Raw genomic sequence first — 21,174 nt, forward strand, 5'->3', positions numbered from 1 at the left:
GATGTCCGACGCCGCTTCGCCCGTTTCGCTGCTGGTCTTCGGCGGCGGCTGGCTGGGCCGCGCCGCGGCGCTGGAGGCCGTCCGCCAGGGCGGTCGCGCCGTCGCCACCTCCCGCGATCCCGGGACCCGCGCCGCGCTGGAGGCCGAGGAGATCGGCGCCGTTGATCCGGCGGATGAAGCGGCGCTGGCGAAAGCCGTCGCCGGCGCATCGGCTTTGCTGGTCACCGCCCCGCCGGACGGTCACGGCTGTCCGGGGCTGAAGGCCCTCATCCCCGCCATCACCGCCTCGGGCGCCTGGCCGGACTGGATCGGCTATATCTCTTCCACCGCCGTCTATGGCGACCGCGCGGGCGGCTGGGCCTTCGAGGACGATGAGCTGAACGCGGCTTCGCTCGAAGGCGCCCGGCGCGTCCGGGCCGAACGGGACTGGCTGGACGCCGGACGGGGCATGGGGCTGACGGTGCAGCTGTTCCGCCTCCCCGCCCTCTACGGCCCCGGGCGCTCGCCGCTGGATCGCCTGCGCGACGGCACGGCCCGGATCGTCCGCAAGCCGGGACAGGTGTTCAATCGGGTTCATGTCGACGACGCCGTATCCGGCCTGTTCGCCTCCATGGCCCGCCCCCACCCGGAGGCGGCCTACACCCTGTGCGACGACGAACCGTCAGCGGCGGATGTGGTCATCGAGGGCGCGGCGAAACGGCTGGGCCTTCCCCTGCCGCCCGAGGTTGATCTGGACGACCCGTCGGTGTCCGACGCCATGCGCCGCTTCTATCGCGACTCCAAACGCCTCTCGAACGCGAAGGCCAAGGCGGAGCTGGGCTGGCGGCCGAAATATCCGGGCTGGCGCGAGGGCCTCGAGGCGATGATCGCGGCGGCCTAGCGGTCGCGAATGTAGATCTGACCGTTGACGAGAATCTGCCCCGGCAGGCCGTCCTTCCCGACGGTGATCGTGGTGTTTGTCGGGAGGCCGTGGTTCCTCACATCATCCGGGCTCGCGCTGAAAACCAGTTCGCGATGATCGGGTCGACAGGTTGGACGGTCTTCAGGCTGCAGGCTGCCGTAGTGGCCGTCGTAGGTCCGGCCGTCACCGAGCTGGATCAGGCGGTGGGCGGCATGAAGCGCCGCGCCGGGGGCGTCCTCCGGCCGCTGACGCCACTCGTACCAGAAGAAATCGTATCGCGTCCGGCCGACATCCACCGAGCAGATCGGACTGATGGTCACTTCAGGCGTGTCGAGGAAGTCGAAGCCCTGCGCCCTCAACAGGCTGGTGATGTCCGTCGGCGGGGGCGGGCGCTGGCAACCCGCCAGCGCCAGAAGGGCGACCGCGACGATGGCCCCCGCCCTGGGCATGGCGGTCTAGAACGGCAGAACGTTGCGCTGGCGGCTGTAGGACATCGTGCCGACGTTGGCGCCCAGACGCAGGCCGACGCCGGTGCGGATCGGGGCCAGGACGATGCCGTCGGCGCGTTGGTAGTTCACGCCCAGACCGCCCACGAGGTAGGCCGAGCCCTCCACGCCGGGGTACCGGCGATAGATCATGTCCGGATAGTAGAGACCGTACACGAGGGTGAAGACCCGGCTGCCGTTGCCGCCGACGTCCCAGCCGATCGAGATGCCCTGCCAGAAGATTTCCTGCGAGGCCGAAAGGTCCTTCATATGCAGGGCGCCGCGGCCATAGCGCAGGCCGACACCGGCGGCGCCGGCGCCCTCTTCGCCCGCGATATAGGCGGTCGGGGCGCCGCCCTGATCGGCGAAGACCCGCTCGATGGCGCCGCCGATAGCCTCGGCGGCGATGCCCAGTTCGCGCGACCCGGCGGCGATCAGCTCGTCGGAGGTATAGGTCGGCGCGGTCGCGTCCGAGCGGATCGGGTAGTTGGGGTCATTCGGGCCGGTGCTGGCGCAGGCGGACAGGCCGGCGGCGCCGGAGGCGGCGAGGCCCGAGAAGATCAACTGGCGGCGGTGCATGGGCTGGGCTCCGGGGTCGGGATGGTCCGCCCGGCTCACGCGGGGCGTTCAACCCACCGTCGCCGGGCTTTGCGTCAGCCTTGGGGCCGTAAAGTTAACGAGAGATTGCCATGGAGCGTCCCACGCACACGCGCGGCGCTCGACGTCGCTGTCGGGGAACTGACCCGCCGCCCTCAGGCGGCGGGTCAGATACGCCATGCTCAGCCCCGCAGGGTCGCGCCCAGCTTGGTCGCCGCGGCGACGACCTTGGCCGAGACGGCCTCGATCTCCGCGTCGGTCAGGGTGGCGTCGACAGGCTGGAGTTCGACCTCCAGGGCCACCGACTTGAAGCCGTCGTCCACGCCCTTGCCGCGATAGACGTCGAACACGCGCACATCCGCGATCAGGGCCTTGTCGGCCCCGGCGACAACACGGGTCAGGTCGCCGACGGCCTTGGCTTCCTCGACCACGAAGGCGAAGTCGCGAGTCAGCGGCATCAGGGTCGACAGATCAGCCTTGCCGCGCGTCTTGGACCTGGCGCCCCGGGGCTCGGGGACCGAGTCCAGCACGATCTCGAAGGCCAGCATGGGGGCGTCGGCGTCCAGCGCCTTCAGCACGCGGGGGTGCAGGGCGCCGAACTCGACCATGATGTTCTTCGGGCCCAGCTGCAGGCGGGCCGAGCGGCCCGGGTGCCACCAGTCGCGGTTCTGCCCCTGGACCAGCTGCAGCGAGCCGGTCGGGGCGCCCAGTTGGTCCAGCAGGGCGATCAGGTCGCCCTTCAGCTGGAACAGGGCGTCCTCCGGCGCGCCGCCCCAGTGACGGGCCGCGCGGGGCGCGATCAGGCCGGCGATCACCGTCCGCTGGCCATTCGGCTGGTCGTCCAGATAGATCGGTCCGATCTCGAACAGGGCGGCGTCGGCGTGGCCGCGCGCCGCGTTGCGCGCCGCCGCCTGGATCAGGTTCGGCAGGGCCGAGGGCCGCATGCAGTCCAGATCGGCCGCGATCGGATTCTCCAGCACCAGCCTGTCATCGCCGCCGCCGAACAGGGCCGCGATCGACTGTTTGGTGAAGGACCAGGTGACGGCCTCCGCATAGCCCATGGCCGCCAGCGCCCGGCGGGCCAGACGCACGCGCGCCTGACGCGGGTTCAGCACCCCCTTCGACGGCGCGCCCTGATCGGGCAGCGGCGTCGCCGGCAGCTGGTCGAAGCCCTCGATACGGGCGACCTCTTCCACCAGGTCGGCGGGGCCGTCCACGTCGCGGCGCCACGAGGGCGGGGTCACCGACCACGGCGAACCGCGCTCAACCTCGAAGCCCAGCGCGATCAGGATCCCGGCGATGCGGTCTTCCGTCAGCGACAGGCCGGTCAGCGAGCCGACGCGGGCCGGGTCGAAGGCGAAGGCGGTCGGTACGGCCGGAGCCTGGCCGACGACGGTCACTTCCGACGGCTCGCCGCCGCACAGGTCGCGAATGAGCTTCGTCGCCAGCTCGACGCCCGGCACGACCGAGGCCGTGTCCACGCCGCGCGCGAACCGGTACTGGGCGTCCGAGGTCAGGGCCAGGGTCCGGCCCGTCTGCGCGATCAGAATGGGGTCGAACCAGGCGCACTCGACGAAGACGTCGACGGTTTCGTCCGAGCAGCCGGTGCTCTCGCCGCCCATGACGCCACCCAGGCCGATGGGGCGTTCGCCGCCCGCGTCGGAGATGACGCACATCGAGGGATCAACGGCGTAGGTCTTGCCGTCCAGCGCGATCAGATGCTCGTGCTCGCCGGTCTCCTTCGAGACCTGCCCGGCGCGGACGATGATCTCGCTGCCCGACAGCTTGGCGATGTCATAGACGTGGAGCGGGCGGGCGCGGTCGTAGGAGATCAGGTTGGTCACATCGACCAGCCGGTTGATCGAGCGCAGGCCGATGGCTTCCAGACGGCGCTTCAGCCACTCGGGCGACGGGCCGTTCTTCACGCCGCGGATGGTGCGGCCGGCGAAGACCGGGCACATCCCGGGCGCGTCGAGGCGCACCGTGATCGGCGAGGCGAAGCTTCCGGCGACCGGGTCGATGGCCGGGGTCTTCAGCGTGCCCAGACCGGCCGCGGCGAGGTCACGGGCGATGCCCGCCACGCCCAGCCAGTCGGGCCGGTTCGGGGTCACTTCAAAGTCGATCACCGGCTCGGCGCCGAAGACGCCGGCGGCGGGCGTGCCGACCTGCAGGGCGTCGCTCAGCTCGAGGATGCCGTCGCTCTCGCCCGGCTGCTCAAGCTCGGCGGCGGAGCACAGCATGCCGTTCGACACCACGCCGCGCACCGGCTTCTCGACCAGGGTCACGCCCAGGCCGGGCACATAGGCGCCGATGGGGGCGTAGATGGTGGTCAGCCCCGCGCGCGCGTTCGGCGCGCCGCAGACGATTTCCTTCATCCCGTCGATGGTCTCGACCTGACAGACCTGCAGGCGGTCGGCATTGGGATGGCGTTCGGCCGAAATGATCCTGGCCACGCTGAACGGGGCGAGAGCCGCCACCGGGTCATGAACGTCCTCGACCTCAAGGCCGGCCATGGTCATGGCGTCAGCGACCGCCGAGACGTCAGCCTCGGTGTCCAGATGGTCCTTCAGCCAGGAGAGGGTGAATTTCACGAAGCGGTTCCGGGTGCGAGTTCGGTCAGGGTCTTCACGCCCGACTGCAGTTGCTCCAGCAGGTCTTCCGAGCCGGTGAAGCCCACCTGGGCGAAGCGGCAACGCACGAAGGTGCAATTCTCCATGCCGATCACGCCGGCCAGCTTGTCGCCCAGGGGGCGGTAGAGCAGGTTCCGGGTGTCGGAGGTGGTGCCCATGGCGCAGGAATCGAACGTCGTCCCGTTCATCACGGCGATCACGCCGGGACCCTCGATCAGGCAGTCAGTGAACGTCTTGTCCTTGATGCTCATCTTGCCGGCGTTCCAGTGCTGCACCGTCATGGCCGGGAGCCAGATCGCTTCCTTGCTGTAGGCGTCGCGGCTGAGCAGATCCTGCTGGGCGACGGACTCCAGCGTCGTGGTCTTGGGGGTGTCGGTCATGATCGTCTCTCGTCTCTGGAATTAGCTCAGGCCGCTGGCCGGGTTCGGCGCGGCGAAGGCGGAGAATCCGTAGTGGGCCAGCCACCGCGTGTCGGCCTCGAACATCGGGCGCAGGTCCGAGATGCCGTATTTCAGCATCGCCAGACGATCCACGCCCATGCCGAAGGCGAAGCCCTGATACTCATCCGGGTCGATGCCGCAGGCGCGCAGGACATTGGGGTGCACCATGCCGCAGCCCAGGATCTCCATCCAGCTGTCGCCGGTGTTCAGCTTCAGCTCGCCGCCCGAGCGGTCACAACGGATGTCCATCTCGGCCGACGGCTCGGTGAACGGGAAATGGTGCGGGCGGAAGCGGGCGTCGACGCCGTCCAGCTCGAAGAACCGGGCGACGAAGGTCTCCAGCGTCCACTTCAGGTGGCCCATGTGGATGGCCTTGTCGATCACCAGCCCCTCGACCTGGTGGAACATCGGGGTGTGGGTGGCGTCGCTGTCCTTCCGGAAGGTCCGGCCGGGCGCGATGATCCGGATCGGCGGCGTCTGGCTCATCATGGTGCGCACCTGCACCGGGCTGGTGTGGGTGCGCAGCACCTTGCGCTCGCCCGTTTCCGGATCGGGCTTCAGGAAGAAGGTGTCGTGCATCTCCCGCGCCGGGTGCTTGGGCGGGAAGTTCAGGGCGGTGAAGTTGTGGAAGTCATCCTCGACGTCCGGCCCTTCGGCGACCGCGAATCCCATGTCGGCGAAGATGGCGATCATCTCGTCCATCACCTGCATGGTCGGGTGCACGCTGCCGGTCCGGCGCGGGCGCGGCGGCAGGGTCAGGTCGACGTGCTCGGCCTTCAGCCGGGCGTCCAGTTCGGCGGCCTCCAGCGCGGCCTTGCGGGCGGCCAGGGCGGACTGCACGCGGTCGCGAAGGCCGTTGATCTTCGGGCCTTGCTCGCGGCGCTCGTCAGGGCTCATCGCGCCCATGCCTTTCAGCAGGCCGGAGATGGAGCCGGACTTGCCGAGGGCGGCGACGCGGATGTCCTCGACGGCCGCGGCGGTCTCCGCCGAGCCGATGGCGTTGATCAGGTCGAGTTCGAGTTGGGCGAGATCGGTCATTGTGGGCAGTCGTCTAGCGGGCGCGGACGCATTCGTCACGTCCGGCGGCCCGTGGATACGAAAACGCCCGCCCCGGTCAGCCGGAGCGGGCGCATTTCAATCGATCAGATCGGAAGGACTCAGGCGGCCTTCAGAGCGTCACGGACCTTGTCGGCGATCGCCTTGAAGCCGGCTTCGTCGGCGGCCATGGCGGCCAGAACCTTGCGGTCCAGTTCGATGCCGGCCTTGTTCAGGCCGTTGATGAACTGCGAGTAGGTGAAGCCTTCGATACGGGCCGCGGCGTTGATGCGCTGGATCCACAGGGCGCGGAAGTTGCGCTTCTTGGTGCGACGGTCGCGGTAGGCGTACTGGCCGGCGCGATCAACGGCGGCCTTGGCGGTGCGGATGGTGTTCTTGCGGCGGCCGTAGAAGCCCTTGGCCTGCTTCAGAACCTTCTTGTGCTTGGCGTGGGACGTAACGCCCCGGGTAACGCGAGCCATGATGTTTTCTCTTTAATCGGGAAGTCCCTACCGCTCGACCCGCGGGGTCTCGCTGCTTGAGGGACTGTCGTTCAAATTCGTTGCGGTTGGATCAGTCTGCTGCGTGCGCCGATCAGGCGTACGGCATGTAGGACTTGATCTTCTTGGCGTCGGCGTCGGCCATGACCGAAGTGCCGCGGTTCTGGCGGATGTACTTCGAGTTGTGGCTGATCAGGCGGTGGCGCTTACCGGCGACGCCGGCCTTGACCTTGCCCGTGGCGGTGAATTTGAAGCGCTTCTTGGCGCCCGACTTCGTCTTCAGCTTCGGCATTTTCACTCTCTCATTTTGAGTGGGTCGCCGCCTGCAGGCCACTTGAGCCCATGGACGCCAACCCTGATTAGGAACCGCCCAGGCATGCCTGTTCGCCCGGCGGTTCGGTACGCGAAGGCGCGGCTTCTAGTCGAAGCAGGCGCTCAAGGCAAGCTGAGTCTCAGTTCGCCGGGTTGTGAGCCTGAAGAAAACGCAGGGTCTCCTCCAGCATCCTCTGTCGTGTGTCCGAGCGGGACAGCCAGTGATCTTCGCCCTGGAGTTCGATGAACTCGACCGGCTTGCCGGCCCGGCGCAGGGCGTCGGCCATCAGTCGGCTCTGTTCGATCGGCACCACCGTGTCGTCCTTGCCGTGGATCAGCAGGATCGGCGCATCCGCCTGATCGGCCAGTCGAGCCGGGGACAGGGCGTCGATGGCGCGATCGCCCAGCCGCGAGGCGCCCATGAAGCGGTTCCAGTAGCGAACCGTCTCCGTGTTGGGGCGTCCGGCCTCGCGGGCCTCGCTCTCGACCATCCGGCGGAGATCCGAGACGCCGGCGACGGAGATCGCGCAGCGATACACCCCACGATCAAGGGTCGGCCCGGCCAGGGCGGCGTAACCTCCGTAGCTCGCGCCCACGATACAGACACGCGCCGGATCGATCACGCCTTGGGCGGCCAGGTAGCGGACGCCGTCGGACAGGTCGGTCTGCATCTTGCGCCCCCATTCACCGTAGCCGGCCTCCAGGAAGGCCTGCCCATAGCCGGTTGAGCCGCGGAAGTTCGCCTGCAGAACGGCATAGCCGCGGGAGGCCGTGGCCTGGGCCCACCAGTCAAATCCCATCGTATCGTGGGAGGCCGGACCGCCGTGCGCCAGAACGACCAGGGGCAGTCCCTGCGGGCTGGCCACGCCGGGCGGCAGGGTCAGGTAGCCGTGAATTTTCAGGCCGTCGGCGGCGGCGTACTCGATGGGCGTCACTGTGCCGACCAGGTCGCCGGTGATCGACGGGTAGGCCTGCCCGACCACATTCATGGTGCGGCGCTCCAGATCGATCAGATGATAGGAGCCGGAGTCGCCCGGCCCCGAGGTGTAGGCCAGGACGGTCTGCATGTCGTCGCTCCAGTCGGCGAGGTCGGGCGACCGGCCGTCAAGCGCCCCGGCGACGGTGGTCCACGCCGTGGATGCCGTCGGGTCGAGGAAGCGATACTCCGTTCCGTTGTCCGTCGAGCGGGCGCTGCCGAAAAGGGCTTCGGTGACCGGGTGGTACAGCGGATAGACCCGCCCGCCGAGGGGCATCGGGGTCCAGGCGCCGTCGGCGTTCACCTCGTAAACCGCCGACCCGTTCTCATCGGCGTTCGTCCGGTTGTCGTCCCGGCGGGCCGAGACCAGAACAGACCGCCCATCGCGTCCGAGGCCCATGATGTAGGGCGGGTCGAGCGGCGCGGTGGTTGACCAGACTTCATCAAAGCTGCGGCCGTTCCAGAAGCCCAGGCCCCACCTGCCGGAGGCCTGCACATAGGTCGATCCGGCGACCGGCAGGGCTTCGGCGTCCAGCACCAGGCCCCGGATCTCATCGCCCAGCCGGACCGCCTCGCGGCCGCGTCCGCTGGCGGGGTCCAGTCGGTAGAGGCTGGTGCGCTCGGTTCCGAAGCTGAAGGCGCGAACGAAGGCGACCTCGCCTTCGGGCAGTCGGCGGACCTCGACGGCGCCGGCGAGCAGGGGACTCACCCCGGAGGCGTTCTGCAGGACCGAAACCAGCCGCCGCCGCTCGATGTCATAGATCTGACCGAGCCGCAGTTCGCCTCGACGGCCGCCCAGATCGCTCAGCGACTGGGTGCTGGTCGTGGTGATCATGAGGTTGTTCTCGCCGATCCACGTCAGGTCGCGCACCTTGGCCAGACCGACTTCGATGCGTCCCAGCATCTGGCCCGCGTGGGGATCGAGAACGACCAGGACGCGGTCGTCGCCGGCGACGGTGACCAGCGCCAGCCGGTCGCCGCCGGGCGAGACACGGGCGTGCTCGACCGCAGGCAGGGCGCCGTAGGCCGACAGCGGAGGCGGGGTCTGCGCGGGGGTCTGGGCCGTGGCGGCTGTGTGGACGGCGAGCGTGAGTGCGACGGCCAGAGCCGCCGGAATGCGAATCGACAAGACAGAACTCCCCCTGCGGCGAGAAACGCGCGCGACGGCGCAACTAACCGTTGACGCGTCTCCGGGGCAAGCGCCGGCGCTCAGTTCGCGGGATTGTTGGTTTCCAGGAAGGCAACCAGTTCCTGCAGCATCTGCAGCCGTGTCGCGGAATAGGAGAGGTTGTGGTTCTCGCCTTCCAGCGCGACCAGCCGGACCGGCTTGCCGGCGGCGCGGGCAGCGGTCTGCATCAGGGTGCTCTGCTCGAACGGCACCACGGTGTCGTTGCGGCCGTGGATCAGCAACAGGGGGCCGGACAGGCGATCCGCCAGTTGGGCCGGCGAGCGCGCGTCCAGCGAAGCGTCGCCGGAGCCGGTTCCGCCCATGAAGCGATTCCAGTAGCGGATCGCCGGGTTGCGGCGGCCGCGCGCGCCTTCGCTCTCCTCGAACCGCAGCATCTGCCGCAGGTCGGACACGCCGGCCACGGCCACGCCGCAACGGTACACTCCGGCATCAAGGGTCATCCCGGCCATGGCGGCGTAACCGCCATAGCTGGCGCCGACGATGCAGACCCGGGCCGGGTCGATCACGCCCTGTCCCGCCAGCCAGCGAACGCCGTCGGACAGGTCCGTCTGCATCTTGCGGCCCCATTCGCCGTAGCCGGCCTCGATGAAGGTGTTGCCGTAGCCCTCGGAGCCCCGGAAATTCGGCTGCAGCACCGCATAGCCTCGCGAGGCCAGGGCCTCGGCCCACCAGTCAAAGCCGGCCTCATCACGGGCCTGAGGCCCTCCGTGGGGCAGGACGATCAGCGGCAGGCCGCGCGCCTCGCGGCCGGAGGGCAGGGTCAGGTAGCCGTGAATCGCCAGGCCGTCCGCCGCCGGGTAGGTCACCGCCCGGCGGTCGGCCAGCGAGGCGGCGGGAACGTCGGGTCGCGCGCGACGCAGAAGGGACATCCGTCCGGTCGTGGCGTCGAAAATATAGAATGCGCCGGTCTCGCCGGCGCCTTCCACAAACAGGACCATCTGGTTGAAGTCATCGCTGTAGGAGGTCAGCGTCACCTGCTTGCCGGCGAAGGCCTGGCGAATCTGGCCCCACCGCGCCTGCAGGGCGGGCTCCAGAAAGCCGTACTCCTGCGCCTCTCCGTAGAAGCCCAGTCCCACGATGCCGAACTGGGTGTTGCGGATGATCTGGTTGGGTCGGGACGGCAGGACGATCGGTTCGGCGGCGGGCTGGCCCTGGAGGTCGATCTGGCTCACCACGCCCAGGCCGTCGGCGTCTTCGCCGGCGATGGCCAGGGTCGTCAGGTCGCGACCGAAGCCGAGGACCGACGGCGGGTCCAGAAGCGCGCGTGTGGACTGAAGTTCGCGCCAGCCGGATCCGGTGCGGGCTTCCAGCCGCCAGCGGCCGTCGACCGAGTTGTAGATTTCCCGGCCGGCGATCGTCCCGTCCGGGCGGAGCAGATAGCCCTGCAGGTTCTCGACGCCTTCTTCCTGGATCCGGCCTCGCCCGCTGTCCAGATCAATCCGGTACAGGTTCATCGCATAGCCGCCGCGCGCGACCTCGCCGACGCCGTTCACATACAGGACCGGCTGCCCGTTGTAGGTCCCGCGTGACGAGCCCCAGATCATGGGGAAGGTGCGGCGCTCGGCTTCGTTGAGAACCCGGGCGGCCCGTCCGGTGTCCAGATTGACCACGTCCATCAGCTGGTATTCGCCGTAGCCGAACGGGGTCTGGTCCAGCACTGTCGTACGCAGCACGACATGGTTGGGCGAGGCCCAGAACACGCCGCGCACCAGTCGGTCGCCGATGGCGACGTTGGCGGTGACCTCCCCGGTCAGACGATCGCGGACCACCACGCTCGCCTGGCCGTCGGTCCGGTCGATATAGGCCAGCCGCCCGCCGTCGGCCGAAAGGGCGGGGCTTTCCATCACGGGAAGGGCTGCATAGGCCGTGAGCGGCGGCGGGCTTGCCGGGGCCTGGGCGGCGACGGGCGCGCCTGCGCCGACCAGAAGCGCCGCGCAGGCGGCTGCGATGAAGTGACGGACGATCATCTGGCGTTTCAACCCCCGTGAGAACGCCACCATATCACTGGGATGTATCGGGCAGGCAAGCGCGGCCCCCGCACATGCAAAAACGCCCCGGCGGCAGCCGGGGCGTTTCAGGTTCAGGACCGGATCGTCCGGCTCAGCGCGGCGCCAGGATCATGATCATCTGGCGGCCTTCCATACGCGGGGCGTATTCGACCTTGGCCACTTCGTCGAAGTCGGCCTGCACCTTGTTGAGCAGCTTCATGCCCAGTTCCGGGTGCGCCATTTCACGACCACGGAAGCGCAGGGTGACCTTCACCTTGTCGCCTTCGTCGAAGAAGCGGTGCATGGCCTTGGCCTTCACCTCATAGTCGTGGGTGTCGATGTTCGGACGGAGCTTGATTTCTTTCAGCTCGACGACCTTCTGACGCTTGCGCGCCTCCGCCTTCTTCTTCTGCTCCTGGAAGCGATGCTTGCCGTAATCCAGGATCTTGCAGACCGGGGCGTCGGCGTTGGCGACGATCTGGACCAGATCCAGACCCGCCTCCTCGGCGGCCTCCAGCGCGGCCGACAGCGGCATCACGCCCTGTTTTTCGCCGTTCTGGTCAATGAGCAGAACGCGGGTGGCGCGGATTTCCTGGTTGATGGGCGGCCCGTCTTTCACGGGCGGCGTTTGCATCGGACGGCGAATGGGCGTCGTTTCCTTATGTGGTCGAAGACGTTTGAGATTCTGACGAGAAGAAGCGCGCGATAAATCGCGGCGTTCCCCTCGGGTGGCCTATATGAGCCTCAAACCCCGTATTTTCAAGGCGTGACGGGCTTGGCCGCCGCGATGAAGTCGGCGTGTAGCGCCAGCACCGCAGCATAGACATGCTCGACCGTCAGGTCCTCGATGGGGGCGAACTGGCCGCGCGTCTCGTTGGAGGCCACGGTGCGGGTCTTCGGACCCCAGGGGCCGTACAGCCACCACTCGGTCGGGCCGAACAGGCCCAGCGTCGGCCCGCCCAGCGCCGCCGACACGTGCATCAGACCGGAATCGTTGCCGACGAACAGGTCCGCCCGGTCGATGGCGGCGGCGGACGCCAGGATGTCGCCCTTGCCGACGAAGTCGATCCCGCGTTCGCCCGCCGCCTCCAGCGCAGGGGTCGCCGGCGGCCGGTCGCCGGGCCCGCCCACAGGCATGAAGCGCCAGCCGTCGAAGCGCGGATCGGCCTTCAGCGTCTCGACCAGCCGGCCCCAGCGGTCCGCCGGCCAGCTCTTGCCCGGCTGGTGCGCGATGGGGGCCAGGGCGAGGATCGGGCCGGGTCCGGCGCCGCCGGCCAGCTGCGGGTCGATGACGGCGGCGGCTTCGGCGCGCGCCTGATCGTCCAGCCAGATTTCCGGGTTCAGGGGCGTCTGCGAGCCCATCAGGCGCGACACCATCTCGACCTTGCGCAGGCCGGTCTCCCACGACCGGTTGTAGATCACCCGCCGCTTCGCCGGGATCAGGTAGGACAAGGCCGAGCCGCGGATATCGACCACCATGTCCCAGCGCGTGCCGACGACCTGCTTCCACAGGTCGACCCAGTGTCCGGCCATCTTCTTCTTGTCGAGGATGATGGTCCGCTCGACGCCCGGCGCATTGCGGAAGAAGGGCGCGGGCGGACGACCGCAGGCCACGGTGATCTTCGCGCCCGGGATCTGGCGCCCGATCTCGCGGATCACGCCGGAGGAGATGACGCAGTCGCCGATGCGGTTGGAGGTGACGAACAGGACCTTGGGGTCGGACACGCGCATTCAGCCTTCGCTTGGACAGTCAGGGTTCGCTATCAGTCCTCGAACGTTTTCGCGAGAGGAACCGCCATGGACGATGTCGAACACCTGACCCGCCCCGACGGTGAAACCCTGGCCCTGAAGCGGGTGTCCGGCGCCGGTCCGACGGTGATCTGGATCGGCGGCTTCCGCTCCGACATGGAAGGAACCAAGGCGCTGGCGCTGGACGCCGCGGCGCGTGAGCGGGGCTGGAACTATGTCCGCTACGACCATTTCGCCCACGGCGCCTCGTCCGGCGACTGGCGTCAGGCCACCATCGGCCGCTGGCGCGAGGACGCCATCGCCCTGATCGACAGCCTTGAGGGTCCGGTGATCCCGGTCGGGTCGTCTATGGGCGGCTGGGTGGCCCTGCTGGCCGCCATTGCCCGACCGGAGCGGGTGGCCGGACTGGTGCTGGTCAATCCGGCGCAGGACTTCACCGAGCGGCTGATGTGGCCGGGACTGGCCGATCATATCCGTCAGGCCATCGTCCGCGACGGCGAGGCCCTGATCACCGAGGAAGGGCTGGGCGAGTATGTCCTGACCCGCCACATGTTCGAGGAAGCCCGCCAGTGGCTGTTGCTGGACGGCGTCATCGACATCACGACGCCGGTGCAAATCCTTCAGGGGCGTAAGGACGATGTCGTCCCATGGCGTCATCAGGTCGAGCTTACCGAACGCCTGCAGGGCGGCGATATCACGCTGGACCTTGTGGCCGGGGGGGACCATCGTCTGTCCGCACCCGCCGATCTCGACCGGCTGGTCGAAGCGGTCGAACGGAACCGGAAACCGGCCGCCACATTGTCCTGAACAAAGGAGAAGGCCATGCGTACCTCGATTATCGTCGCCCCCGTGCTCCTCGGCCTCGCGCTGGCCGCCTGCTCGACGGGCGGCGGCGTCAACAGCTACGTCGCGCAGGAGCAGCGGCTGTCCGCCGACTGTGAGGCGCGGGGCGGCATTCTGGCCCCGACCGGCAGCCAGACCGGTCGCCCTCAACTGGACAATGTCTGCGAGATCCGCGGCGGCACGGCGCGCGCTCCGGGCGGCTGATCCCGCCCTTGGTCCCGCCTCCCGGTGAGACCGGCCTCGCGGCAATCTGGCGCGGGGCCCGGACTCGCGTGTGGGTTGCGGCGCCTTGCAGCCCGACATAGGCTCTCCGGAAAAGGGAGTGCGCCGATGAAGTGGTTACCGGTTCTGTTGACGGCGGGCGCGCTGACCGCGTGCGCCACGTCGTCGTCCTTGCCGCGCGCGGATGCGAAGCTGGCCGAACAGTCCGCGCTGTGCAGCCGGCAGGGGGGTGTTCTGACGCCCGACATCGGCGTCACGAACGCCTCGGCCTATAGCTGCAACGGGGCGAACAGAACCCTCGAGCGCAGGTTCAGACCAGAAGCGCGCTGATCGCGTCCCGGGCCGCGGCGCCCAGATCCGGTCGTTTCAGGGCCAGCGCCACGTTGGCGCGAAGCAGCCCGATCTTGTCGCCGCAGTCGTGGGTCACGCCGGCATACTCGACCGCCGTGAAAGCCTGCTCCGTCATCAACCGGGCCATGCCGTCCGTCAGCTGGATCTCGCCGCCGGCGCCCCGCTCCTGGGTCTCCAGAATGTCGAAGATCTCCGGCTGCAGGATGTAGCGGCCCGAAATCGACAGGTTCGACGGCGCCGTGCCCTTGGCCGGCTTCTCGACCATGCCCCGCATGTGGATGCGATTGCCGTCCCGTCCATCGGGATCGACGATGCCGTATTTGTGGGTCTCGCTCTCGGGCACCTGCTCCACGCCGATGACGTTGCCGCCGATCTCGGCATAGACGTCGGCCAGCTGTTTCAGCGCGCCGGGCTGACCATCGACGATCACGTCCGGCAGGATGACCGCGAACGGCTCGTCGCCGATGATGTCCCGCGCGCACCAGACGGCGTGGCCCAGCCCCTTGGGCTGCATCTGCCGGGTGAAGCTCATCTCGCCCGCCTGGGCCAGTTCGGCGTTCATCATGGCCAGGATTTCGGTCTTGCCCTTCGCGGCCAACTGGGCCTCGAGCTCGATCTGGTGGTCGAAATAGTCCTCGATCGCGCCCTTCGAGCGGCCGGTCACGAAGACGATATGCTCGATCCCCGCCTCACGGGCCTCCTCGACGATGTAGCTCAGGATCGGCCGGTCGACGACGTTCAGCAGTTCCTTGGGCGTGGTCTTGGTGCCGGGCAGAACGCGGGTGCCGAGGCCTGCGACGGGCAGCACGGCCTTGCGCAGGCGGCGGGTCTGGGTGGTCATGCGGTATCCTGAACAGAAGGGTCGGGGACCCTAACGCATTTCGTCAAAGAAGCGATCACTCGACCGTGACGGACTTCGCCAGGTTGCGCGGCTGGTCCACGTCGGTGCCCTTCTGCACGGCCGTATAGTAGGCCAGCAGCTGTACCGGGATGGCGTAGATCAGCGGTGCGATCAGCGAATGGCAGTCCGGGGCGTCAACCCGACGGATGCCGGCGCCGTGAGGGTCGGGCGCGCCCTTCGGGGCGATCATGATGACCGGGCCGCCGCGCGCGGCGATCTCCTGCAGATTGGAGGCGGTCTTCTCGAACACATCGTCGAGCGGCGCCAGGGCGATGGTCGGGGTCTCCTCGTCGATCAGGGCGATCGGGCCGTGCTTCAGCTCGCCGGCGGCATAGCCCTCGGCATGGATATAGCTGATCTCCTTGAGCTTCAGCGCGCCCTCCATGGCTAGGGGGAACATCGCGCCCCGGCCCAGGAACAGCACGTCCGTCGCCTTCGACAGATCGTGCGCGACGTCCTTCAGGGACCCTTCCATGGCCATGGACTCCGCGATCAGGCGCGGCGCCTCGAACAGGGCCCGGACCAGTTCCCCCTCCGTCGCCGGATCGATACGGCCCCGCTGCACGCCGGCCGTCACCGCAAGGGCGAGGAGGGCGGCGACCTGGGCGGTGAAGGCCTTGGTCGAGGCGACCCCGATTTCCGGCCCGGCGTGGGTCGGCCACAGCGTTCCGGCCTCACGCGCCATCGAGGACGAATGGACGTTGACCAGTGCGGCGGTCTTCAGGCCCTGGGCCTTGCACCAGGTCAGGCTGGCCAGGGTGTCGGCGGTCTCGCCCGACTGGCTGACGGCCACGGCGAGCGTGCCCTTGGTCAGGGCCGGGTGGCGGTAGCGGAACTCCGAGGCGATCTCGACGTCGCATGGCAGGCCGGCCAGCCGCTCGAAGGCGTATCGACCGATCTGGCCGGCGTAGAAGGCGGTGCCGCAGGCGACGATCTGGATGCGCTCGATCGTGGCGAAATCGATCTCGCCCGACTTGGCCTTGCCGTTCACGAAGTCCAGATATTCCGACAGCGTGTGCTGGACGCTGTCCGGCTGTTCATGGATCTCCTTCTCCATGAAGTGCCGGTACTCGCCCTTCTCGACCAGGGCCGAGGAGGCCGAAACCTGGACGATCGGACGATCCGCCGGCGCGCCCGAGGCGTCGAACATCCGGGCGCCGCTCCGGTCGATGGCGACGAAATCGCCTTCCTCCAGATAGCTGATCTTCTGGGTGAAGGGGCCGACCGCCAGGGCGTCCGAGCCCAGGTACATCTCGCCCTCGCCCCAGCCGACCACCAGCGGGCTGCCGCGGCGGGCGCCCAGGATCAGGCCGTCCTCGCCCTCGATCAGCACCGCCAGCGCATAGGCGCCGGTCAGGCGATCCAGAACGGTCTTGAAGGCGACCAGCGGGTCATTGGCCTTGCCCAGTTCGCTGTCCAGCAGGTGGGCGACCACCTCGGTGTCGGTCTGGCTCTCGAAGGCATGCCCCTCGGCCACCAGTTCGGCTTTCAGCTCGGCGAAATTCTCGATGATGCCGTTGTGGACCAGCGTCACCCGTCCGGCCTTGTGCGGGTGGGCGTTGGCCGTCGTCGGCGCGCCGTGGGTGGCCCAGCGGGTGTGGCCGATGCCGATGGTCGCGTTCAGCGGCTCGGCGGCCAGCACGGCCTCCAGCTCGCGGATCTTGCCCTTGGCGCGGCGGCGCTCGATCTTCCCGTCGACCAGGGCGGCGACGCCGGCGGAGTCATAGCCGCGGTATTCCAGCCGCTTCAGGCTGTCGATCAGACGGGGAACCGCCGGACCGGTTCCGGTCACGCCAATGATGCCGCACATGAGAGAAACCCTCGGAAAAATCGAAATTGCGCGCTTTGCACGTCGGCGCGGGAGGGTCTAAGCCGACCCTGACTGTCATCGTCGGTTTAGGCGACGACGCTCTGGATTTGCACCTGAAAAGCGGTTTCGCAAGGTTACGGCGGACCGTTGAGGCAAGGAAGACTGGACTTGGCTGAGCGACGCTATTTCGGCACCGACGGCATTCGCGGCCGCGCCAACACCCATCCGATGACGCCGGAAGTGGCCCTGCGGGTGGGCCTGGCGGCGGGGCGGATGTTCATGTCGTCCGATGATCGCCGACATCTGGTGGTGATCGGCAAGGACACGCGGCTGTCCGGCTACATGATCGAACCGGCGCTGGTCGCGGGCTTCTCCGCCGCAGGCATGGACGTGCGGACCTTCGGGCCCCTGCCGACGCCGGGCGTGGCCATGATGACGCGGTCGATGCGCGCCGACATCGGCGTGATGATCTCGGCCTCGCACAACGCCTACCTCGACAACGGCATCAAGCTGTTCGGACCCGACGGCTACAAGCTGTCGGACCAGGTCGAGCTGAAGATCGAGTCCATGATGGACGAGGACCTCGGCTCCGGTCTGGCCGACGCCGACCGCATCGGCCGGGTGAAGCGCATCGACGACAGCCAGGCCCGCTATGTCGAGATCGCCAAGGCCAGTTTCCCCAAGGGGCTGACGCTCAAGGGCCTCCGCATCGCGGTCGATTGCGCCAACGGCGCCGGCTACAAGGTCGCGCCGACCACCCTGTATGAACTCGGCGCGGACGTGATCGCCGTGGGGGTCGAGCCGAACGGCCTGAACATCAACGAGAACTGCGGCTCCACCCACCCGCAAACCCTGGTCGAGGCGGTCAGGGCGCACGGCGCCGACATCGGCATCGCGCTGGACGGCGACGCCGACCGCGTCATCATCTGCGACGAGAAGGGTCAGATCGTCGACGGCGACCAGATCATGGCCATGGTCGCACTGGACTGGGCCCGTCGCGGCCTGCTGACCGGCGGCGGACTGGTGGCCACGGTCATGTCCAACCTGGGGCTCGAACGCGCGTTGCACGCCGAGGGTCTGACGCTGGAGCGCACCAAGGTGGGCGACCGCTACGTCATGGAGCGGATGCGCGAGGGCGGCTTCAACGTCGGCGGCGAGCAGTCCGGCCACATCATCCTCCACGATTACGCCACCACCGGCGACGGCCTGATGTCGGCGCTTCAGGTGCTGGCCGTGCTGGTCGAGAGCGGCCGCCCGATGAGCGAACTGGCCCGCCAGTTCGAGCCGGTCCCGCAACAGCTCGAGAATGTTCGCTTCACCGCCGGAAAGCCGCTGGAGGACGCCAACGTCAAGGCCGCTATCGCTGACGCCGAGGCCCGCCTCGCCGGTCAGGGCCGTCTGCTGGTCCGCCCGTCGGGCACCGAAAAGCTGATCCGCGTCATGGCCGAGGGTGATGACGAGGCGCTGGTCAAGGCGGTGGTCGCGGATGTCTCGGCGGCGGTGAAGGCGGCGGGCTGATCTAGCTCGCCCGGCCCCAGTCGTTGACCGGTTCCGGTATCGCCGTCGGCGCGCCGTAGCGGTTCGGCCCCGGTGTGCCTTTCTGCGCCAGTATGATCACCAGGGTGACCAGGGAGATCATGTAGACGGTGTTGTTCACGAACAGCAGGCCGAACAGGTCGAAGCGGGGCTCCGGGTCAACCATCACGCTGTTGAACAGCATCGGCATGATGGTCATGGCGATGGCGAGGAACGGGACCGGCATCAGACCCCAGAACCCGGCCATGTTGCGATCATGCAGACGGCGCGTCACCGCCGCCGCCAGCAACAGGACGACGATCAGGACCATGATCGAGAACCCGATGAAGAAGGGCGCGAAATTCGGAATCGGCGCCTCGGGATGTCCGGCGTCGATCTGCACTGAATAGCCGCCGGGGCCCGAGTGCACCGTCGAGGCGTCAGGGTGTTGGGCCGCGAACTCGGCCATTTCCGCGAAGGTCGTCGCCATCAGCGCGCCCATCACGATGAAGTTCGTGACGAACAGGATGGCGATCACCACGCCGACGTAGGGCCAGAATTCCGCCCGCGTGTCGCGGCCTGAGAACTGCGTCAGCCTGCTGAAGCCGCGCTTGATCGGATTGGCCATCTCGTTCTCCCCTTCGATTGAAGTCGCCGGTCAGTCCCGCACCGGCTCCACCGTCAGCACGGTGGCGTCCGGCGCGCCCACCTCACCGCCCGGGCATGAACGCGGGTTGAAGGACAGGTCGTTGCAGATGCGGACCTCGCGCAGCCGCACCCGGTCGGTGGTGGCGATATAGACGCCGTCGCGCGGCAGGCCCGGATTGGCGGCGACGAAGGCGTCGCGCAGCTGTCCGGCGGTCATTCCTTCGCGCGGTGTCGGCCGGGCCAGCTTGTCGTACATCGCGGCCGACCGGGCGAAATAGGCCTCGGGCGTGTCCCAACCGCAGGTGCCGTGCGCGGCCCACTCATGCTGGACCAGATCGACCGAGGGCGTGCGGCACAGCTCGGCGCGGATGGTGGCGTCCGGCACCCGCGTCGCCGCCCGGCAGTAGCGCGGATAGGGCCGCCCGTCCGAGTTCGGCCACAGCCCATGCAGGGTCCAGCCGAACCTGTTGGGGCCCGAGCAGGCCATCTCTCCCTGTCCGTCCCCGCCGTTGCGGCAGGTCTCGGGCATCCAGGTCACGGCCAGCATGTGGAACAGGATCGGTCGGTCGGCGACCACCTCCTCCGGTTTCACAGCCTCCATATGCGGCGCGGGCAGGCTGGACGGCAGGATGCAGCTTTCGACCGCCATCGAGGTCGCGGTCGGTGCGGTCGTCACCGGCAGGTCGCAGCCGGTCAGCGCCAGCAGGGTCGAGAGGGCGATCAGGTGTTTCATGCGGGCGGTTCCGTCAGCGTTTTCACCATGGCCTCGATCCGCTTGCGAATGTCGGGCACGGCGGTGGTCTCCCAGAAGGCGGCGCGGGCGGGCGGGCCGAGGGCCAGAAGGCGGGGGTCGGGGCCCCCGTCCGCAGCCCGTATCCGCCCCCGGGCGTCAAGATCCAGTCCGATCTCCAGCGCTTCCAGCCGGGCCCGTCCGGACGTCAGCAGCGGAGCCGTCAGGGCATCCCGCGCCGGATCCTGCGTCGGCCCGGTGCAATCGATCAGCCAGGACCCCGTCAGGGTTTCCCGCCCGACCCCGCCGCGCGGCCGGTAGGCGAGGCTCACGGCCTGCGCCGCCGGCTCTATCGCCAGCACCGCTCCGGCGGCGACGGTCCAGCGTCCGGCGCGGCGCAGGGCGTCCAGCTGGTCGGCGGCCGTCCCGGCGATCCGGTGGCGGTGCACGTCCCACCAGGGCCGCAGATGACGCAGCAGTCGCGCGCGCGTCGTCGGATCGGTCTCCCGCCACAGCGCGGCGGTGACCGGGCGCAACCCTTCCATCACCCCGCGCCAGCCCGCCTGGTCCGACAGGCGACGGGCTTCGCGGAGCCGTTGCGAGGGGGCGCCGTGCAGCAAGGCCTCCGTCGGCGGGACCGGCGCATCCGGGCGATCGCCATGCGCGCGGGGCGTCAGGCCGCGCCGCGACAGGGTGCTCGCCACACCGCGCCATCCTCCCGCGGTCAGTTCCAGCAGGACATCCACCATGGTCAGTCCCGTGCCCAGGATCAGGACGTGGTCCGTCTCGCCGATCCGGTCCAACGCGCCGGGACGCCAGGGATCGGAGACGATCCGCTCGCCCGACAGCCGGCGCGCCGTCGACGGCGCCGGATTGCCCGTGGCCAGCACCGCCCTCGCTCCGGCGATCATCCGGCCGTCGGCCAGTCGCACGCCGGCCTCCTCGATCGCCGCCGCCTCGCCGACGATGCGGGTGATCCGCCCCGGATGGGCCACATCCACACGGGCCAGCCGGTGTTCGAGATAGGCGCCGTACAGCCGCCGCGGCGCGAATCCGTCGGGATCGGCCCGGTCCGGGGCATGGACGGCCAGCCAGTCGACGAAGTCGTTCGGCTGCCCTTCGACCGCACTCATCCGGTTGGCCCGCACGTTCAACAAGTGGCCATCGAACGTCGTGGAATAGGCGACGCCCCGGCCGAAGCGGCCGGACCGGTCGATGAGCGTCGAGGCGACCCCGGCCTCGGCCAGCCGTGCAGCCAGCATGGCGCCGGAGAAGCCTCCGCCGACGATCACTACGGGCTGGCTGTTTGCGGCCACAGGGTCTCCCGTTCGGGTCCGGTTCCGGAGCCGTGC

Annotated in this window: 20 protein-coding genes; 4 read left to right on the top strand and 16 right to left on the bottom strand. The window is 68.8% G+C overall.

Annotation, left to right across the window (positions count from 1 at the left end; translation table 11 throughout):
* The first annotated feature begins 1 nt into the window (after position 1).
* Positions 2-880 (top strand): Rossmann-fold NAD(P)-binding domain-containing protein, encoded by an 879-nt coding sequence (locus tag ACLQ7T_RS02315; RefSeq protein WP_420477947.1) that lies wholly within the window; start codon positions 2-4, stop codon positions 878-880.
* On the opposite strand, the gene ACLQ7T_RS02320 is transcribed toward ACLQ7T_RS02315, so the two are convergent.
* The 11 genes from ACLQ7T_RS02320 to ACLQ7T_RS02370 form a co-directional block, all read right to left on the bottom strand.
* Complete coding sequence (locus tag ACLQ7T_RS02320; RefSeq protein WP_420477948.1) at positions 877-1,350, bottom strand: hypothetical protein; 474 nt, start codon at positions 1,348-1,350, stop codon at positions 877-879. The two genes, ACLQ7T_RS02315 and ACLQ7T_RS02320, sit on opposite strands and share 4 nt — an antisense overlap.
* A gap of 6 nt (positions 1,351-1,356) precedes the next feature.
* The gene (locus tag ACLQ7T_RS02325; RefSeq protein WP_420477949.1) at positions 1,357-1,965 is read right to left on the bottom strand and encodes an EipA family protein; all 609 of its coding nucleotides are present in this window, start codon (positions 1,963-1,965) and stop codon (positions 1,357-1,359) included.
* A gap of 200 nt (positions 1,966-2,165) precedes the next feature.
* Positions 2,166-4,574 carry a phenylalanine--tRNA ligase subunit beta gene (pheT, locus tag ACLQ7T_RS02330; protein WP_420477950.1) on the bottom strand — a complete coding sequence of 803 codons (2,409 nt, stop codon included), beginning with the start codon at positions 4,572-4,574 and terminating at the stop codon, positions 2,166-2,168.
* Entirely contained in the window at positions 4,571-4,993 is a 423-nt protein-coding gene (locus ACLQ7T_RS02335) for a hypothetical protein (protein ID WP_420477951.1), read from the bottom strand. The genes pheT and ACLQ7T_RS02335 overlap by 4 nt, the downstream gene beginning before the upstream one ends.
* A gap of 21 nt (positions 4,994-5,014) precedes the next feature.
* Positions 5,015-6,091: a phenylalanine--tRNA ligase subunit alpha gene (gene pheS / locus ACLQ7T_RS02340; protein WP_420477952.1), complete on the bottom strand. Its 1,077-nt coding sequence runs from the start codon at positions 6,089-6,091 to the stop codon at positions 5,015-5,017.
* Positions 6,092-6,210: 119 nt separating this feature from the next.
* Entirely contained in the window at positions 6,211-6,570 is a 360-nt protein-coding gene (rplT, locus tag ACLQ7T_RS02345) for a 50S ribosomal protein L20 (RefSeq protein ID WP_420470402.1), read from the bottom strand.
* Between the two features lie 112 nt (positions 6,571-6,682).
* A complete protein-coding gene (gene rpmI, locus ACLQ7T_RS02350; protein WP_003166435.1) occupies positions 6,683-6,880 on the bottom strand; it encodes a 50S ribosomal protein L35 in 198 nt (65 codons plus the stop codon).
* A gap of 160 nt (positions 6,881-7,040) precedes the next feature.
* Positions 7,041-9,005: an alpha/beta hydrolase family protein gene (locus tag ACLQ7T_RS02355; protein ID WP_420477953.1), complete on the bottom strand. Its 1,965-nt coding sequence runs from the start codon at positions 9,003-9,005 to the stop codon at positions 7,041-7,043.
* An 80-nt stretch (positions 9,006-9,085) separates the two neighbouring features.
* Positions 9,086-11,032, bottom strand: coding sequence for a S9 family peptidase (locus ACLQ7T_RS02360; RefSeq protein ID WP_420477954.1), 1,947 nt, complete (start codon positions 11,030-11,032; stop codon positions 9,086-9,088).
* A gap of 133 nt (positions 11,033-11,165) precedes the next feature.
* Positions 11,166-11,687, bottom strand: a complete 522-nt coding sequence (infC, locus tag ACLQ7T_RS02365) for a translation initiation factor IF-3 (protein WP_420470400.1) — start codon at positions 11,685-11,687, stop codon at positions 11,166-11,168.
* A 125-nt stretch (positions 11,688-11,812) separates the two neighbouring features.
* Positions 11,813-12,784, bottom strand: a complete 972-nt coding sequence (locus ACLQ7T_RS02370) for a glycosyltransferase family 9 protein (RefSeq protein ID WP_420477955.1) — start codon at positions 12,782-12,784, stop codon at positions 11,813-11,815.
* Positions 12,785-12,850: 66 nt separating this feature from the next.
* Between ACLQ7T_RS02370 and ACLQ7T_RS02375 the strand changes: the two genes are divergently transcribed.
* Together ACLQ7T_RS02375 and ACLQ7T_RS02380 are read left to right on the top strand one after the other, a co-directional pair.
* Positions 12,851-13,609, top strand: coding sequence for an alpha/beta fold hydrolase (locus ACLQ7T_RS02375; RefSeq protein WP_420477956.1), 759 nt, complete (start codon positions 12,851-12,853; stop codon positions 13,607-13,609).
* A gap of 15 nt (positions 13,610-13,624) precedes the next feature.
* Entirely contained in the window at positions 13,625-13,849 is a 225-nt protein-coding gene (locus tag ACLQ7T_RS02380) for a hypothetical protein (protein WP_420477957.1), read from the top strand.
* 328 nt (positions 13,850-14,177) lie between these two features.
* Here the strand turns inward: ACLQ7T_RS02380 and galU are convergent, their stop codons facing one another.
* Together galU and glmS are read right to left on the bottom strand one after the other, a co-directional pair.
* The gene (gene galU / locus ACLQ7T_RS02385; RefSeq protein ID WP_420477958.1) at positions 14,178-15,059 is read right to left on the bottom strand and encodes a UTP--glucose-1-phosphate uridylyltransferase GalU; all 882 of its coding nucleotides are present in this window, start codon (positions 15,057-15,059) and stop codon (positions 14,178-14,180) included.
* Positions 15,060-15,114: 55 nt separating this feature from the next.
* Positions 15,115-16,929, bottom strand: coding sequence for a glutamine--fructose-6-phosphate transaminase (isomerizing) (gene glmS, locus ACLQ7T_RS02390; RefSeq protein ID WP_420477959.1), 1,815 nt, complete (start codon positions 16,927-16,929; stop codon positions 15,115-15,117).
* Between the two features lie 168 nt (positions 16,930-17,097).
* On the opposite strand from glmS, the gene glmM reads away from it, so the two are divergent.
* Positions 17,098-18,447, top strand: coding sequence for a phosphoglucosamine mutase (gene glmM / locus ACLQ7T_RS02395; RefSeq protein WP_420477960.1), 1,350 nt, complete (start codon positions 17,098-17,100; stop codon positions 18,445-18,447).
* Position 18,448: 1 nt separating this feature from the next.
* Here glmM and ACLQ7T_RS02400 read toward each other — a convergent pair whose 3' ends face one another.
* From ACLQ7T_RS02400 to ACLQ7T_RS02410, 3 genes are read right to left on the bottom strand one after another with little or no spacing between them, the layout of a single operon-like run.
* On the bottom strand, positions 18,449-19,072 hold the full coding sequence (locus ACLQ7T_RS02400) for a DUF805 domain-containing protein (RefSeq protein ID WP_420477961.1): 624 nt from the start codon (positions 19,070-19,072) through the stop codon (positions 18,449-18,451).
* A gap of 30 nt (positions 19,073-19,102) precedes the next feature.
* A complete protein-coding gene (locus tag ACLQ7T_RS02405; RefSeq protein WP_420477962.1) occupies positions 19,103-19,825 on the bottom strand; it encodes a ribonuclease T2 family protein in 723 nt (240 codons plus the stop codon).
* Entirely contained in the window at positions 19,822-21,138 is a 1,317-nt protein-coding gene (locus ACLQ7T_RS02410; protein ID WP_420477963.1) for an FAD/NAD(P)-binding protein, read from the bottom strand. Before ACLQ7T_RS02410 ends, ACLQ7T_RS02405 begins: the two co-directional genes overlap by 4 nt.
* Positions 21,139-21,174: the final 36 nt, after the last annotated feature.

Source organism: Brevundimonas sediminis, from assembly GCF_048799765.1.
In the GTDB taxonomy this organism is placed as follows: Bacteria; Pseudomonadota; Alphaproteobacteria; order Caulobacterales; family Caulobacteraceae; genus Brevundimonas.

Excerpts from the sequence above, each read along its gene's own strand:
- ACLQ7T_RS02315 (WP_420477947.1), top strand. The coding sequence starts at position 2 with ATGTCCGACGCCGCTTCGCCCGTTTCGCTGCTGGTCTTCGGCGGCGGC.
- ACLQ7T_RS02320 (WP_420477948.1), bottom strand. The coding sequence starts at position 1,350 with ATGCCCAGGGCGGGGGCCATCGTCGCGGTCGCCCTTCTGGCGCTGGCG.
- ACLQ7T_RS02325 (WP_420477949.1), bottom strand. The coding sequence starts at position 1,965 with ATGCACCGCCGCCAGTTGATCTTCTCGGGCCTCGCCGCCTCCGGCGCC.
- ACLQ7T_RS02335 (WP_420477951.1), bottom strand. The coding sequence starts at position 4,993 with ATGACCGACACCCCCAAGACCACGACGCTGGAGTCCGTCGCCCAGCAG.
- pheS (WP_420477952.1), bottom strand. The coding sequence starts at position 6,091 with ATGACCGATCTCGCCCAACTCGAACTCGACCTGATCAACGCCATCGGC.
- rplT (WP_420470402.1), bottom strand. The coding sequence starts at position 6,570 with ATGGCTCGCGTTACCCGGGGCGTTACGTCCCACGCCAAGCACAAGAAG.
- rpmI (WP_003166435.1), bottom strand. The coding sequence starts at position 6,880 with ATGCCGAAGCTGAAGACGAAGTCGGGCGCCAAGAAGCGCTTCAAATTC.
- ACLQ7T_RS02360 (WP_420477954.1), bottom strand. The coding sequence starts at position 11,032 with ATGATCGTCCGTCACTTCATCGCAGCCGCCTGCGCGGCGCTTCTGGTC.
- infC (WP_420470400.1), bottom strand. The coding sequence starts at position 11,687 with ATGCAAACGCCGCCCGTGAAAGACGGGCCGCCCATCAACCAGGAAATC.
- ACLQ7T_RS02370 (WP_420477955.1), bottom strand. The coding sequence starts at position 12,784 with ATGCGCGTGTCCGACCCCAAGGTCCTGTTCGTCACCTCCAACCGCATC.
- ACLQ7T_RS02375 (WP_420477956.1), top strand. The coding sequence starts at position 12,851 with ATGGACGATGTCGAACACCTGACCCGCCCCGACGGTGAAACCCTGGCC.
- ACLQ7T_RS02380 (WP_420477957.1), top strand. The coding sequence starts at position 13,625 with ATGCGTACCTCGATTATCGTCGCCCCCGTGCTCCTCGGCCTCGCGCTG.
- galU (WP_420477958.1), bottom strand. The coding sequence starts at position 15,059 with ATGACCACCCAGACCCGCCGCCTGCGCAAGGCCGTGCTGCCCGTCGCA.
- glmS (WP_420477959.1), bottom strand. The coding sequence starts at position 16,929 with ATGTGCGGCATCATTGGCGTGACCGGAACCGGTCCGGCGGTTCCCCGT.
- ACLQ7T_RS02400 (WP_420477961.1), bottom strand. The coding sequence starts at position 19,072 with ATGGCCAATCCGATCAAGCGCGGCTTCAGCAGGCTGACGCAGTTCTCA.
- ACLQ7T_RS02405 (WP_420477962.1), bottom strand. The coding sequence starts at position 19,825 with ATGAAACACCTGATCGCCCTCTCGACCCTGCTGGCGCTGACCGGCTGC.